At 71.5% G+C, this 13,036-nt stretch carries 11 protein-coding genes; 4 read left to right on the top strand and 7 right to left on the bottom strand.

Features of this window, described 5'->3' with window-relative positions:
* Window positions 1–2 precede the first annotated feature (2 nt).
* The gene (locus ABFS34_03715) at window positions 3–548 is read left to right on the top strand and encodes a gamma carbonic anhydrase family protein (GenBank protein ID MEN8374533.1); all 546 of its coding nucleotides are present in this window, start codon (window positions 3–5) and stop codon (window positions 546–548) included.
* Window positions 545–1,696 carry a glycine oxidase ThiO gene (gene thiO, locus ABFS34_03710; protein ID MEN8374532.1) on the top strand — a complete coding sequence of 384 codons (1,152 nt, stop codon included), beginning with the start codon at window positions 545–547 and terminating at the stop codon, window positions 1,694–1,696. The genes ABFS34_03715 and thiO overlap by 4 nt, the downstream gene beginning before the upstream one ends.
* 207 nt (window positions 1,697–1,903) lie before the next feature.
* Here thiO and ABFS34_03705 read toward each other — a convergent pair whose 3' ends face one another.
* Both ABFS34_03705 and ABFS34_03700 read right to left on the bottom strand, forming a co-directional pair.
* Window positions 1,904–2,662 carry a prepilin peptidase gene (locus ABFS34_03705; protein MEN8374531.1) on the bottom strand — a complete coding sequence of 253 codons (759 nt, stop codon included), beginning with the start codon at window positions 2,660–2,662 and terminating at the stop codon, window positions 1,904–1,906.
* Window positions 2,659–3,444 (bottom strand): RNA methyltransferase, encoded by a 786-nt coding sequence (locus tag ABFS34_03700; GenBank protein ID MEN8374530.1) that lies wholly within the window; start codon window positions 3,442–3,444, stop codon window positions 2,659–2,661. Before ABFS34_03700 ends, ABFS34_03705 begins: the two co-directional genes overlap by 4 nt.
* 77 nt (window positions 3,445–3,521) lie before the next feature.
* Here ABFS34_03700 and ABFS34_03695 point away from each other — a divergent pair, with 77 nt between their 5' ends.
* Window positions 3,522–4,361 (top strand): M48 family metallopeptidase, encoded by an 840-nt coding sequence (locus ABFS34_03695; protein ID MEN8374529.1) that lies wholly within the window; start codon window positions 3,522–3,524, stop codon window positions 4,359–4,361.
* A 3-nt stretch (window positions 4,362–4,364) separates the two neighbouring features.
* Window positions 4,365–5,231, top strand: a complete 867-nt coding sequence (gene thiD, locus ABFS34_03690) for a bifunctional hydroxymethylpyrimidine kinase/phosphomethylpyrimidine kinase (GenBank protein MEN8374528.1) — start codon at window positions 4,365–4,367, stop codon at window positions 5,229–5,231.
* On the opposite strand, the gene ABFS34_03685 is transcribed toward thiD, so the two are convergent.
* The 5 genes from ABFS34_03685 to deoC all read right to left on the bottom strand — a co-directional run bounded on the left by ABFS34_03685 (window position 5,228) and on the right by deoC (window position 13,017).
* Window positions 5,228–6,916, bottom strand: a complete 1,689-nt coding sequence (locus tag ABFS34_03685) for an ABC transporter substrate-binding protein (GenBank protein MEN8374527.1) — start codon at window positions 6,914–6,916, stop codon at window positions 5,228–5,230. The genes thiD and ABFS34_03685 overlap by 4 nt on opposite strands.
* A 13-nt stretch (window positions 6,917–6,929) precedes the next feature.
* Window positions 6,930–7,763 (bottom strand): purine-nucleoside phosphorylase, encoded by an 834-nt coding sequence (locus tag ABFS34_03680; GenBank protein MEN8374526.1) that lies wholly within the window; start codon window positions 7,761–7,763, stop codon window positions 6,930–6,932.
* Window positions 7,760–9,118, bottom strand: a complete 1,359-nt coding sequence (locus ABFS34_03675) for a nucleoside transporter C-terminal domain-containing protein (GenBank protein MEN8374525.1) — start codon at window positions 9,116–9,118, stop codon at window positions 7,760–7,762. Before ABFS34_03675 ends, ABFS34_03680 begins: the two co-directional genes overlap by 4 nt.
* 303 nt (window positions 9,119–9,421) lie before the next feature.
* Window positions 9,422–11,860: an aldehyde dehydrogenase family protein gene (locus ABFS34_03670; protein MEN8374524.1), complete on the bottom strand. Its 2,439-nt coding sequence runs from the start codon at window positions 11,858–11,860 to the stop codon at window positions 9,422–9,424.
* On the bottom strand, window positions 11,860–13,017 hold the full coding sequence (gene deoC, locus ABFS34_03665) for a deoxyribose-phosphate aldolase (GenBank protein MEN8374523.1): 1,158 nt from the start codon (window positions 13,015–13,017) through the stop codon (window positions 11,860–11,862). The genes ABFS34_03670 and deoC overlap by 1 nt, the downstream gene beginning before the upstream one ends.
* Window positions 13,018–13,036: the final 19 nt, after the last annotated feature.

Raw genomic sequence — 13,036 nt, 5'->3', positions numbered from 1 at the left:
TCATGGCGTTGATACTTCCCTACGGCGGGATTACTCCCCGGATCGACCCGAGCGCCTTCGTGGCGCCCAGCGCGGTGCTGATCGGCGACGTGGAAGTGGGTCCCGAAGCGAGCATCTGGTTCGGCGCCGTGCTGCGCGGCGACCACCCGGACTGCGGTATTCGCGTGCACGCGCGGGCGAGCGTGCAGGACAACTGCGTCCTGCACGTCAGTGAACGCGGCGACACGGTGGTCGGGGAGGGCGCCACCATCGGGCACGGCGCCACCTTCGAAAGCTGCCGGATAGGAGCACGCGCGCTGGTCGGCATGAACGCCGTGATCCTGCACGGCGCCGACATCGGCGAGGGGGCCCTGGTGGCGGCGCTCGCCGTGGTGCCAGAAGGCATGCGCGTCCCGCCGCGCACCCTCGTGGCGGGCGCGCCGGCCAGCGTTCGCAAGGAGCTGGAAGGCGAGTCGGCGGGCTGGGTGGGGCGCAGCGCGGACCACTACGTGGCGCTGTCGCGATCCTATCTGGCGCAGGGCATCGGCGTGGTGGACGTCGCGCCGTGAAGGCGGCGCGGAGCCCCGACGTCGTGGTCGTCGGCGGCGGCGTCATCGGCTGCGCCGTCGCCCGCGCCGTCTCCCTGCGGGGCATGCGCGTGCAGGTGGTGGAACGAGCGATCCCGGGGCGCGAGGCGACGTGGGCGGCAGCCGGGATGCTCGCGCCCCGCTCCGAGGCGACCGAGGCCGGGGCGTCCCTGGACCTGGGACTCAGGTCGCTGGCGAGCTACCCGGAGCTCGCCGCGGCTTTGCTGGAGGAGTCGGGCGTCGATGTAGGCCTCACGCTCGACGGCAAGCTGGACGTCGCGCTGTCCGAGCGGGAGGCCGCCGCGCTCCGAGGGCGCGCGCGGAGCGTGGCGGGGCTGGAGTGGGTGGAGCCGTCAACGCTGCGTCGGCTGGAACCACGGCTGTCCCGCGAGGTCGTCGGCGGCGCCTGGGCAGAGGACGAGGGCTCGGTCGACAGCCGTCGACTGGCGCGCGCGCTGTGGCTCGCCGCGGCGCGGGCCGGCGCGCGCTTCCGGCTGGGGATCGACGCGACCTCGGTGAACCCGGAATCGAAGGGAGCGCTGCGCGTCGAGCTCGCGGACGGAATCACGCTGCGGGCGGCGTTCGTGGTGGTGGCCGCGGGGGCCTGGTCGGGGCGGCTCGGCGGGCTTCCTCGCGCGCTTCCGGTGCGCCCGGTGCGAGGGCAGATGGCGGCGGTCCGGGCGACGGAGGGACCGCGCCACGTGGTGTTCGGCTCGGCTGGATACGCGCTGGCCCGTGGGGGCCTGGTCCTGGCGGGCGCCACCGAGGAGGACGCCGGCTATCGCGACGAGACGACCGCGGCCGGGATCGCCGCGGTCCTGGGAGGGCTGGTTCGGCTGTTCCCCGATCTGGGCGGGGCGGCGGTGGTGGAAACCTGGTCCGGGCTGCGGCCCGGGTCGCCGGACGGCGCCCCGCTGCTCGGTCCGGATCCCGACGTGCCCGGGCTCTGGTACGCGACGGGACACTACCGCAGCGGCATCCTGCTCGCGCCCGAAACGGGACGCGTGTGCGCGGACGGCATCGCGGCGGGCGTGCCCGCGCCGGTGGCTTTCTCGCCCGCCCGGTTCGGCGCCCGGCAGCACCCCCTCGAGGCGGTCGCGCCGCCCGTGTCCGGAGGCCCGACGAGGTGACTCGGAGCCCCGACCCGGCCGACGTTCCCTCCCGCCCGCGTCCGGCGCAGCGACCCGAAGAGGATCCGGCGACCGCCCCGACGTCCGTGTGCGAGCTGTGCGGCGGCCCGGTGCTGGAGCGTCACTGCAAGATACTGTGCCTCAACTGCGGATTTCAGCGCGACTGCTCGGATCCCTGACCGCGCCCGCTCGGGCGCCGGGCTCCGGCTACAGAAACGCGCCTACGTACCATTCGATAACCGCCGGCCCCCACAGCGCCGCCACCGCCGCGCCCAGCGCCAGAAAGATCCCGAACGGCACCAGCTTGCCGGTCTTCATGGAAATGGGGCCGAAGATCAGCGCGCCCAGCAGGGCGCCGAGGAAGACCGTCAGAAAGACGCCCGGCGTGCCCAGGAACGCCCCCACCATGGCCATCATCTTGATATCGCCGCCGCCCATCGCGGGCTTCTTGAACGCCCTCTCCCCGAGCACCGCCATCGCCCACAGGAGACCGAAGCCCACGGCCGCTCCGAGCAGCGCGGTGGTCAGCGGGGTGTCGCCCGGGATCGCCGCGAACCCCAGCCCGATGGCCAGGCCCCCCATGGAGAACTCGTCCGGGATGATGTAGTGGCGCGCGTCGGTCAGGGCGATGCCCAGCAGGATCGTCAGGAACACCGCGATCCGGACCGCTTCCACGGACGGCCCCGACCACGCGACCACGCCTCCCCAGATCCCGGCCACCGCGAGCTCCACCAACGGGTACTGGACGGAAATGGGTTCGGCGCACCCGCGGCAGCGTCCCCGCAACAGAAGCCAGCTCAGCACGGGGAGGTTGTCGTACCACGCGATGGAACGCTCGCAGACCGGGCAACTTGAACGCGGAGACACGACCGACTGGTCGATCGGCCACCGGTGAACGCACACGTTCAGGAACGACCCGAGCGCCGCTCCGAGCGGCGCCGCCACCACCCACGCCCAACCGATCATTCCGGCTCCTCGCCCGCGAGCAGCTCCCAGAGCAGGATCGCCCCCGCGGCCGCTACATTCAGTGAATCGGCCACCGAGCACTGGGGCACGGCGACCTTGGCGTCCGCGGCGGCGGCCATGGTCGGGCCACCGCCGGCGGCTTCGTTGCCGAGCACCAGCAAGGTGGGCCGCAGAGCGTCGCGTCGCAGCGACCGAATCGGCCCGCCCGAGCGGTCCGCGACCAGTATCCGCGCGTTCTCGCGTCGACACCAGGCTACGCAGTCGGCCGAGGGCGCGCGCGGCGTCGGCAGTCGAAACAGAGCCCCGGCCGCCGCGCGCACCACCTTGGGCCCCCACGGGTCCGCCGTGCCCTCGAGCACGATCAGCACCGAGGCGCCCAGGGCCTCCGCGGTGCGCGCCAGGGTGCCGACGTTGCCCGGGTCCTGGACCCCGTCCAGCGCCAACGCCACGTCGCCGGTCGCCAGAGCCAGGCCGTCGAGAGCCACAGCGGGTATCCGGGCCACCGCCAGAATTCCCTGGGGCGTCTCCGTCCGGCTCACGTCCGCGAACGCTTCGTCTTCGACCCGCACCAACGGCGCGCGCCCCTCGAGGGCCTCGGACAGAGCCACCCCTCCCTCGCTGTCCGCAAAAGAGGACGACGACACCACGAACAGGCACTCCAGCGAGGACGCCACCAGGTCGCGCACCACGCGAGGCCCTTCGGCCAGGAACAGCCCCTCGCGCTCCCGTACGCGCCGCCTGTGCAGCGTGTGCAGCAGGCTTCGCTGCTTGCGGGTCAGCATACGGCACCGGTATGGAACACGTCTTGCTCCCCAGGGTCTTCGAGTCTTGACGCACCTGCACACGGGACGAGGACGCCATGCGCGGACTTACCAAGGGAATCAATCGATACGCCGCGATCGGCTCGCTCGCCGTCGCCTCCGCGGGGGCGAGCGCCTGCGCCATCAGCACGCAGCAGGAGCTGGCGCTCGGCCAGCAGTACTCGACCGAGATCAACGAGCAGCTCCCGCTCATCGAAGACGCCGAGATCGTCCGGTACGTCAACCTCCTCGGCGACCGCATCGCGCAGGCCGGTGGACGTAATCTCGACTACACCTTTTACGTGGTGAACGCGGACGTCATCAACGCCTTCGCGATCCCGGGCGGATACATCTACCTGAACAGGGGCCTGATCGAGCGAGCCGACAACCTCTCCGAGCTGGCCGGGGTCATCGGCCACGAGATCGGTCACGTGGAGCTGCGCCACGGCGTCGAACAGATGGAGCGCATGCAACGGGCGCAGCTGGGGGTCGCGCTGGGCAGCATCCTGCTCGGTCCGCCGCAGGGTGCCACGGCCGCCGCGGTCAACGTAGGAGCCGGTCTCTACTTCGCGAAGAACAGCCGGCAGGCCGAGCACGAGGCGGACGCCATAGCCGTGCCCCTGTTGGTCGAATCGGGCATTCACCCGCAAGGACTCACCACGTTCTTCGGAGAGCTGCTCGCCGAGCGCGAGCGGACGCCCGGCGCGCTGGAACAATGGTTCTCCACGCACCCGTTGACCGAGGATCGCATCGCCGCCGCGGAGGCGCGCATCGCGCAGCTCCCCCAGGCCTCGCTCGAAGGCCTGCTGATGCAAACCGACAATTTCCAGCGCATGCAGGAGCGGCTGCGCACGATGCCCGAGCCGCCGCCGGAATTTCGGAGCGAAGACCGGAAGTAGGGCGTGGGGGAAAAGTCCATCGACGCACCACACAGCGCCGGTCCGGCCCCCGCCGCCGCGCCGGCGCGCCCTCCCGTAGCCCTCACCATCGCGGGCAGCGACAGCGGGGGAGGCGCCGGCATCCAGGCCGACCTCAAGACCTTCCACGCGTTCGGAGTGTTCGGCACGTCGGTCCTGACGGCGGTGACCGCGCAGAACACGCTCAGCGTCCGCGCGGTGCACGTCGTCCCCATCGACAACATCCGCCAGCAGCTCCTGGCCGTGGCCGAGGATCTGCCCCCGGCCGCGACCAAGAGCGGCATGCTGGCCACGGCCGAGATAGTCGACACGCTGGCGGAAGGGATGGTCCAGCTGCCGCTGCCGAACTACGTGCTCGATCCGGTCATGGTCGCCACCAGCGGCGACCGCCTCCTGGACCGGGACGCGGAGCAGATACTCGCGACGCGCCTTCTGCCGCTGTGCGCGCTGGTCACACCCAACCTCCCCGAAGCCGCGATCCTCACCGGGCGCGAGGTCCGCGGTGAGGCAGGCATGATTCGGGCGGCCGAGCGTTTGGTGGAGATGGGCGCCGGCGCCGCGCTGGTGAAGGGCGGTCATGGCGGGGGCGAAGAAGTGGTCGACGTGCTCGCGGGCGGCCCCAGCCCGGTGATCTTCCGGCGCCCCCGCATCGCAACCTCCAGCACGCACGGCACCGGCTGCACTCTGTCGGCCGCCATCGCCGCGGGGCTCGCGCACGGGCGCGCGCCGGAGGACGCCGTCGGCGACGCCCTCGACTACGTTACGCGAGCCATCGAAACGGCGCCCGGGCTCGGCGCCGGACACGGTCCGCTCAACCACCTCGTTGCGGGGCCTTCGGCGCCGAGCGACTAGCCGGCGGCATCCGCGTCCGCCCCGTCCACTTCGGCCGATTCCGCGGCGCCACCTTCCAGCCACCAATCGGCGACGCTGACGAGCCGCCCGCGCAGGTCCATCTCTACCCCCCGGAGCCGCTGACTGACGCCCGCGAGATTCGGGAAGTAGTACAGGAAAGTCCAGGGCTGGTCGCGGGCCAGGAGCTCCTGCGCGCGCAGCCAGTGGCCGCGCTCCGCGTCCCGGTCCGTAGCCTGCGCGAGGGCGTCGATGGCCGCGTCCAGGTCCGGGTCGGCGTACCCGGACAGCTGAAGGGGGCCATCCATGCTGCCTGAGTGGAAGAGGTCCCTCAGGTTGGGCCGCATCTCTATCTCGAGCGACAGCATGACCCCGTCGAAGCGTCGCTCGGGGCTGGTGACGTCGCCGATCAGCGTGCCCCCTTCCAGCCCCAGCGGGCGCGCGTCCACGCCGATCGCCGCCAAGTCGGAGCGCACCATCTCGGAAGAAGACCGGAAGTTGGTGTCCTGGCCGGGGAACTTGATCTCGATGCTGAACGGCTCGCCGTCGGCTAGCTCGAGGACGCCGTCCCCATCGCTGTCCGCCAGGCCGGCTTCCTCCAGGAGGGCGCGCGCGCCGGCGGTGTCGAACGGCACGGGCCGGAGGTCGGCGTTGAACGCCCAGTGGCTCGGCGGCACCGTGGATACGGCCACGCTGCCGTGTCCGGCGCGCAGCAGCGTGACGATCTCGCGCCGGTCGATGGCCATGGACAGCGCCCGCCGCACGCGCTGGTCGTCCAGCGGGGGTCGGCGCGCGTTCCAGGCGACGAACGACACCTGCCGGGCGTCGGTCTCCACCGCGCTCAGGCCGCCGCTGAGCTGGGCGAGGTCCGAAACAGGGTAGCCGAAGGCCAGGTCGACGCCGCCCGACACCAGCTCGGCGACCCGAGCGGTGGACTCCGGGATCACGCGATAGACCAGGCGGTCCACGTTGGGGCGACCTCCCAGCGCGACGGGGTAATCCTGGTTCGCCTCCAGCACGACGCGGTCGTTCGCGCTCCAGGACACGAAGCGGAACGGGCCGTTGCCCACGGGATCCCTGTTGAATGCCGCCTGCGCCATGTCGGCCGGCGGCACGTCGGCGAGCAGGTGCACCGGGGCGATGGCGGTAAGCGTCCAGCCGAACAGCGGGTCGGGGCCCGGACGCACGTGGAAACGCACGGTGCGCGTGTCGACGACCTCCACGCTGTCCCAGGCCGCGAAGCGCACCGGGTCCGGGAATCCCGTCTCGGGATCCTTCACAGCGCGGAACGTGAACGCGACGTCCGCCGCCGTGGTGGGCGTGCTGTCGTGCCAGAGGACGTCGTCGCGCAAGGTGAACGTGACGAGCGTATCGCCGGCCAACTCCCAGCTCTCCGCCAGGCCGGGCTCGGGCCGCATGTCCGGACCCATGCGCAGGAGCGGCAAGAAGAGCGCGTCGCGCACGAACTCCTGCGTGGTGGCCTCGACCGCCACCAGCGGGTTCAGGTTTCCCAGGTCGACCGGACCCGCGATCACCGCGGTCCCGCCGATCGCCACCTCATCCTCTCCCGCGTCCGCGTCGCCCACCTCGGCGCACCCGGAGGTCACGACCAAGCCGATCACAACTACCGGCCAACGCCACCCGAAAAGCCCCGTCGTCACCCTGCCCAACCCCGTCCGCGTCCCCATTTCACCCTCGTCGTCAGTGCTCACCCAGCGCGCGGACGAAAGCCCGCGCAAGCTTCTCCAGCCTGCCGGCCGCGGCGCGGCCGACCTCCTGCACCTCGGTGTGATCCAGCTCCGCGCCCGTCAACCCCGCGGCGTGGTTGGTGATCAGCGACATGCCTGCCACGCGCAGCCCCGCCGAGCGCGCCGCGATGACCTCCGGCACCGTGCTCATGCCGACCGCGTCCGCGCCCAGACGCTCCAGCATGCGGACCTCGGCGGGGGTTTCGAAGCTGGGCCCGAGCACAGCGCAATACACGCCCCGTGCCACCGTCTCGCCGACCTCCGCTGCGCAGTCCGAGAATAGCTCCAGCAGGTCGGGATCGTAGGCCCGCGTCATGTCCTGGAAGCGCTCCTCGTCACCGAACACGGGACCGCGCAGCGGATTGGCGGCCATCATGTTGATGTGATCCTCGATCAGCATGAGGCTGCCCGGATCGAGCCCGGGCGCGATGCCGCCGGCGGCGTTGGTGACGAACAGCGTGTCCGCTCCCACCGCCGCCGCCACGCGTACGGGGTGGGCGATCACCGAGGGCTCGTGTCCCTCGTAGAGGTGGTAGCGACCCGCCATCACCAGCGCCGAAACACCCTCCAACTCGCCGAGGAGGAGACGGCCGGCGTGGCCTTGCACCGCCGACGCGGCGAAGCCCGGGATCTCGTCGTACGGGAACGACGCGGTGACGTCGACCGCGTCGGCGAGCCCGCCCAGTCCCGATCCGAGGATGAGGAGAAGCCGCGGACGCTCCGGCAGGTGCTCCTCGAGCATCTGCACCGCGGCCCGCACCGCCGCCTTGGGGGAGACGTCGGTCACAGCACCATCCCGGCGACCGTGGCGGTCAGGAACGCGGCTATCGTCCCGCCTATCATCGCGCGCAGGCCGAGCACCGCCAGGTCGCTCTTGCGCGACGGCGCGATCCCGCCGATGCCGCCGATCTGGATGGCGATCGAGCTGAAGTTCGCGAACCCGGCGAGCGCGTACGTGGCTATCACTATCGAACGCGGCGACAGGTCGGCGCCCGTGGACAGCAGCGTGGACAGGTCCAGGAACGCGAAGAACTCGTTCAGCACGGTCTTGATGCCCATGAGCGAGCCGATCTGCGTGGCGTCCCCCCAGGGCACCCCCATGACCCACGCCAGCGGCGCGAAGATCCAGCCGAGCAGCACCTGCAGCGTGAGCGGCGCGTCGGCCGCGAGGGCGCCCGAAGACTGCAACAACCCCGTGATCCCGAGCACCCCCGCGGCCCAGGCCATGAGCTCGTTCAGCATGAACACCAGCGCCACGAACGCGAGCAGCATCGCGCCCACGTTCGCCGCCAGGCGCAGACCGTCTCCGGCCCCTCGCGCCGCCGCGTCGATGACGTTCGCGTCCGCCGACTCGGCGTGGACCAGCAGCGAGTCCTGGGTCTCCGGGGTGCCGTCCTCGGGCACGATGATCTTGGCCACCACCAGCGCGGCGGGCGCCGACATCACGCTGGCGGCGATGAGGTGGCCCGCGATGTCGGGGAAGAACCCGACCAGCATGCCCACGTAGGCCGCGAGCACCCCGCCCGCGACGGTGGCGAAGCCGGCCGTCATGACGGCGTTCAGCTCCGACATCGTCATCTTCTCGACGAACGGCTTGATCAGCAGCGGCGCCTCCGTCTGTCCCACGAAGATGTTGCCGGCCGCCGACAGCGTCTCCGCCCCGGACGTGCGCATGGTGCGCATCATCACCCACGCCACGCCCCTCACCACCAGCTGCATGACGCCCAGGTGGTAGAGCACCGCCATCAGCGAGGAGAAGAAGATGATCGTGGGCAGGACGTTGAAGGCGAAGAACGCGCCCGCGTTCGCCACCATGCCGGGATCGGCGCTCGGTGGAATGTTGGTGCCGACCACCCCGGTGCCGACCGGGATGTTGTTGTAGACCAGGTTGCCGAAAAGGAAGCGCGCGCCGTCCGCGGTGAAACCGAGCAGCTTGACGACAACGCGGTTGAGGAAGGCGAAGATCGCCTCGCCCGCCGGGGTCTTCAGGATGAAGAGGGCGAAGACGAGTTGTAGTCCGAGGCCCCAGCCCACCACGCGCCAGGGGATGCGCGAGCGGTTGTTCGAGAGGCCCCAGGCGATGAGCAGCAGGACGGCCAGTCCCAGCACCGACTGCAGCCGCTGCAGCGGCGTCGTGGCCAGCTCCGCGCGGGCTTCTCGCGCGGCCTGGCCGATGTCACCAGCGGCCTCCTGGGCGCCCGGTTCCTGCGCGTCCGTCGCCGCCGGCACAGCCGCGACTTCTTGCGCCTGGTAGGCTACCGGAAGAACGGCGCCGGAGTCGGCGGCCGCCGCGCCCGCCGGCGCCAATCCCGTCGCCCAACCCACCACACACAGCGTTCGAAGCACCCGTAAGGTTGCTCTCACGCGCCCCCGCTCCGTCACAGGATCAGTCGCCGGCCGCGCGCCCTGGCCGCGTAGGCCCGGACGCGCGCGCGGCGGCGAGACTCACTCGCCGTATGGAATCCAGATATTCTTGACCTCGGTGGCGCGGCGCAGGAACGCCCTCCCCTCGGCGACGTTGTCGTCGTACCAGTCGCGGCGCGCTCCGTGGCTCACCCACGTGCGCTTCATGTTGTCCGCGGACCGCTCCTCCACGTCGGCGGAGCCCGCCGGAGAGCCGAAATACCAGAGCGCGTCTACGTCGTCGTGGGCGGCCAAAGTGGGAGCCAGCTCGTCGTGCAGGCCCGTGACGATGTTCAGCGCGCCCGCCGGCACATCCGAAGTCTCCAGCACCTGGTAGAGATCCGTCGCCGCGAGCGGCGCTCGTGCGGACGGCACCGCGACCACGGCGTTGCCCACCGCGAGCGGCGGCAGCGCGGTGGACAGGAACCCCAACAGCGGCGCCTCGTCCGGGCACAGCACCCCGAACACCCCAATCGGCTCGGGCATGGCGATAGTCACGTTGCGCATGGGCGTGTGGTGGACGACGCCCTCCCACTTGTCCGCCCAGGCGGCGTAGGTGAACACGCGCCGCACCGACGCCTCTACCTCGCGCGAGGCCTCGGCCTCGGTGGCGCCCAGCGCGCGCAGGCGCTCGGCGAATTCGGCGGCGCGAGCCTGCAGGTTCTCGGCCAGGTAGTAGAGCACCTGTGCGCGCGTGTGGGCCACGCCGCGGCCCCAGTCCACGGCCCGGTGCGCCGCCTCTACCGCGTTGCGGATGTCCTTGCGGTTGCCGCGCGAGACCTGGCCCACGAGCGCGTCGCCGGGCCCGTACACGTCCAGACTGTAGCCCTGGTCGGGGCGCGCCTGCTTGCCGCCGATGTAGAGCTTGGCGGTGCGGTCGATCGGGGGCACGCCGGCCTCCGGGACCGCGGGGGGCTCGCGGTCTGCGTCCGCCTCGGGACCGGCGCCGTTGCCAGCGGCACCGTCTCCGCCGGCCGACCCGGCGCCGCGCGCCGGCGCGCCCTTGGGCTCACGGCGCGACCGGACGTACTCCCAGAGCCCCTCCTTGCCGCCCTCGCGGCCGAAGCCGCTCTCGCGGTAGCCGCCGAACCCCGACGCCGCGTCGAACAGGTTGGTGCAGTTCACCCAGACGGTCCCGGCCTTCACCTTGGGGGCGATGTCCAACGCCAAATTGATGTTTTCCGTCCACACGCTGGCGGCGAGCCCGTAGCGGGTGTTGTTGGCCAACTGCACCGCCTCCTTGGGCGTGCGGAAGGTCATCAGCACCACCACGGGGCCGAAAATCTCCACCTGCGCAACGGTGGCCGCCGGCGCCACGTCGGTAAGCAGGGTGGGAGGGTAGAACCAGCCCTCGGTCGGGCAACTCCACGAGGGCTGCCACAGAGTCGCGCCCTCTTGCTCGCCCTTCTCGACGAGCGTGCGGATCCGCTCGAGCTGCACCGGCGCGACGATCGCGCCGATGTCGACGCCTTTGTCCAGCGGATCGCCCACGCGCAGCTTCTCCATGCGCGCGCGCAGCCTGGCGACGAGGCGGTCGGCGATGCCTTCGTGAGCCAGGATCCGGCTCCCGGCGCAGCAGACCTGACCCTGGTTGAACCAGATGGCGTCCACCACGCCCTCCACGACGCTGTCCAGGTCGGCGTCGTCGAAGACGATGAAAGGAGACTTCCCGCCGAGCTCCAGCGAGAGCTTCTTGCCGGTCCCGGCGGTGGCCCGCCGGATGATCCGGCCGACCTCGGTGGAGCCGGTGAAGGCGATCTTGTCGACGTCGGCGTGGTCCACCAGCGCCGCGCCCGTGCGACCGTCGCCCGCGAGCACGTTCACCACGCCCGGGGGCAGCCCCGCCTCCAGACACAGCTCGCCGAAGTACAGCGCCGTGAGCGGCGTGTACTCGGCGGGCTTAAGCACCACCGTGTTCCCCATGGCGATGGCCGGCGCGATCTTCCAGGCCAGCATCAGCAGCGGGAAATTCCACGGGATGATCTGACCCACGACCCCGACCGGTTCCGCGTCCGGCAGCTCGCTGTCCATGAGCTGCGCCCAGCCCGCGTGGTGGTAGAAGTGTCGGGCGACCAGGGGGATGTCGATGTCGCGCGATTCGCGGATCGGCTTGCCGTTGTCCAGCGTCTCCAGAACCGCGAAGAAGCGCGACATCTTCTGGATGCGCCGGGCGATGGCGTACAGGTGCCGCGCCCTGACGTGCCCTCCCAGAGCGGCCCAGCCCGGCTGCGCGCGCCGGGCGGCGGCCACCGCCGCGTTCACGTCCGCCTCGTCGCCCTGCGCCACGCGCGCGAGCAAGGTTCCGGTGGCGGGGTTCATGACGTCCAGGTACTCGCCCCCGGCGGGAGGCCTCAGCGCCCCATCGACCACGTGCTGGAAGCCACCGGCCCGCGCCTCCAGCCACTCGTCCACGAAGGCTCTGCTCTCGGGCGCCGGCCCGTACTCCATGGTCTCGAACACTTCGGCGATGTGCGTGCTCATCATGCCACCGGGTGGCGGTAGGAGGCGGAATAGCGGCCCGTGACGTGGTGCTCCAGCTGCCGCTCGATGTCGGCCAGCAGCGAGCTCGCGCCGAAGCGGAACAGGTCGGGCCTGAGCCAGCGGTCGCCGAGCTCCTCCTTGATCAGGATCAGCCAGTCGAGCGCCTCTCGGGCCTTGCGAATGCCCCCCGCCGGCTTGAAGCCGACGATGTGCCCGCTGCGCTCGCGGTACTCGCGGATGGCCCGGGTCATGACCAGGCCCACGGGCAGCGTCGCGTTCTCGGACTCCTTGCCGGTGGAGGTCTTGATGAAATCGGCGCCGGCCATCATGCACACGTGGCTCGCGCGCGCGACGTTGCGCAGCGTACCCAGCTCGCCGGTGGCGAGAATGGTCTTCAGGTGGGCCTCCCCGCAGGCCGCGCGGAATTCGCGCACCTCGTCGTACAGTGCCTGCCACGCGCCGGTGAGGACGTGCGCGCGTGTGATGACGACGTCGATCTCGCGCGCCCCCGCCTCCACCGACGCCCTGATCTCAGCCAGCCTCTGCGGCAGCGGGGATAGGCCCGCCGGAAAGCCGGTGGACACCGCCGCGACCGGGATGCCCGACCCGCGCAGCGCGTCCACCGCGGCGGGCACGAACACGTGGTAGACGCAAACGGCGGCGGTGGTCAGCCCCAGGTCGCCCGCCCCGAGCGCGTCCAGAATGTCCTCGCGCACGGGGTTGCGCGCCTTCGCGCACAGACGACGCACGCGTCCCTCCGTGTCGTCGCCCGCAAGGGTGGTCAGGTCCATCAGGCTGATCGCCCGCAGCAGCCAGGCCGCCTGCCAGTCCTTCTTGATGCTGCGCCGACGCGTGAGCGTCGCGGTGCGCCGCTCGACCGCGCTGCGGTTGACCCGCACGTCGCGGATCCACTCCGATTCGAACGGCACGCCGGCGTTGCGCTCGAATTCGATCGGCTCGGGGGCGGCGGCCGGCGCGGGCGCGCCGCCATCCGCCGTCCGCGCCGTTGGCGGAGGGGTCTGGGCCCGCGCCGGCGGCGCGGACACACCCGCGGCGCGCAGATCCGTGGTCCCCGTCGCGGTCGTGGTGCGGCTCTCGGCCGGACCGCCGCGCACGGAAGCGCCCGAAGCGCGCGGAGTTTCCGTAGTGTCGCTCATCCCGAGAATCTACCTGAGG

This window comes from Gemmatimonadota bacterium, assembly GCA_039715185.1.
In the GTDB taxonomy this organism is placed as follows: domain Bacteria; phylum Gemmatimonadota; class Gemmatimonadetes; order Longimicrobiales; family RSA9; genus DATHRK01.
This window is presented reverse-complemented; position numbering and strand designations above follow the sequence as displayed.

Coding starts and splice junctions, on each gene's coding strand:
- ABFS34_03715 (MEN8374533.1), top strand. CDS start 3: ATGGCGTTGATACTTCCCTACGGCGGGATTACTCCCCGGATCGACCCG.
- ABFS34_03705 (MEN8374531.1), bottom strand. CDS start 2,662: ATGATCGGTTGGGCGTGGGTGGTGGCGGCGCCGCTCGGAGCGGCGCTC.
- ABFS34_03700 (MEN8374530.1), bottom strand. CDS start 3,444: ATGCTGACCCGCAAGCAGCGAAGCCTGCTGCACACGCTGCACAGGCGG.
- ABFS34_03695 (MEN8374529.1), top strand. CDS start 3,522: ATGCGCGGACTTACCAAGGGAATCAATCGATACGCCGCGATCGGCTCG.
- ABFS34_03685 (MEN8374527.1), bottom strand. CDS start 6,916: ATGGGGACGCGGACGGGGTTGGGCAGGGTGACGACGGGGCTTTTCGGG.
- ABFS34_03670 (MEN8374524.1), bottom strand. CDS start 11,860: ATGAGCACGCACATCGCCGAAGTGTTCGAGACCATGGAGTACGGGCCG.
- deoC (MEN8374523.1), bottom strand. CDS start 13,017: ATGAGCGACACTACGGAAACTCCGCGCGCTTCGGGCGCTTCCGTGCGC.